Here is a 1354-nt window from a genome sequence, read left to right as displayed (position 1 = left end):
TGCTTTATATTCTATCATGCTCTTCGTATTTGTGAACCTTCTTTTTTGCTGTTACCCCTATTTATTGAGCGGATACGGCGAGTCGCTGTCGTCCATAATCTTCATGTCATTGCTCGAATGGATAAGGTTCGGCCAATTACACCAGGCATAGAGTCGAACTCATGCACTGGCTAATTTCATAAAGTCCTTTTTTTGTCAACTCCTAATACTGAACCGACGCCCTAGTAGCAGTATTGAGTGGAGTGTACCGCCACAGTCAAAGAATGGTACAAAGTGCCATGCAACAAGTATTTGGGATTTCAATATCATTGGGAACAGTCAACAGACTGCGACTCGAAGCAAGTAACGCCGTGGCAATCTGTGTAGATGAAGCCAAAGATTATATTCAAAATGCCAACGTCGTCGGAGCCGATGAAACCAGCTTCAATCAAGGAAATATTGATGGTAGTAATCCTGAACAAAGAAAAGCTTGGTTATGGGTTGCGGTCACCCCCCTAGTCACATTTTTTGAAATCGCCCTCACCCGTTGTACTCAAGAGGCAAAGAATTTATTGGGTGAAAACTTCAGGGAAATTTTGAACTCTGACCGGCACGGTGCTTACAACTGGGTAGACTTGGAACGTCGTCAATTGTGTTGGGCGCATCTGCGACGGGAATTTATCAAAATATCGGAACGTCCTGGAATTTCGGCAGAATTGGGAACTGCACTGGTCAAACAACAAGAAAAGTTGTTTGAACTTTGGCATCGAGTCAGAGATGGTACTTTATCTCGTGGTGATTTTGGTGAGTTGGTTCAGCCGATTCGCTCATCCATTACAGCCACTTTACTCGAAGCGGACAAATACCAAATCACATCGCGGGAAAAAACTCCCTTAGCAAAAACAGTTCGCACTTGTCGTCAACTGCTCAAAGTTGAGCTGGCAATGTGGTTGTTTGTTACGACTGCTGGTGTCGAACCCACTAATAATGCTGCCGAACGCGCTATTCGTCCTGCCGTGATATGGCGACGTACCAGTTTTGGTTCTCAAACTCAAGCTGGTAGTGTTTTTGTAGCTCGGATGCTGACGCTTGGTGACAACCCTGAAGTCTCAAAAGCGTAATGTTTTGGAGTTTATGACTCAGGCTGTTGTTGCGAATCGTGGTGGTACAGCCACTCCTTCTTTGCTTCCTGACGCTAATAATTGTTCTGATGATTCTGACTTGTTGACTGCTGCCTAATTTTATTTTTTGATTTTGGGGGTGGTTTTTCGTCTTCTTTATACCCCCTGAACGCTTACAAATTTTCCAAATCTTTTTCTGCCATTTGATAAGATTCGTTGGCACTGATTAAAAGACAGCAATTTTCCATCAGTGG

General features: G+C 43.8%; 1 pseudogene. It reads left to right on the top strand.

Annotated features, from left to right (window positions below):
- Positions 1-230: 230 nt before the first annotated feature.
- A pseudogene (gene tnpC, locus QUA83_RS30415) lies at positions 231-1100 on the top strand (IS66 family transposase); the annotation flags it as partial.
- Positions 1101-1354 lie beyond the last annotated feature (254 nt).

The sequence above is a fragment of the Microcoleus sp. K1-B1 genome, assembly GCF_036704705.1.
Lineage (GTDB): Bacteria > Cyanobacteriota > Cyanobacteriia > Cyanobacteriales > Microcoleaceae > Microcoleus.
Note: the sequence above shows the minus strand (reverse complement) of the source record. Positions and strands in the feature narration are given on the sequence as shown.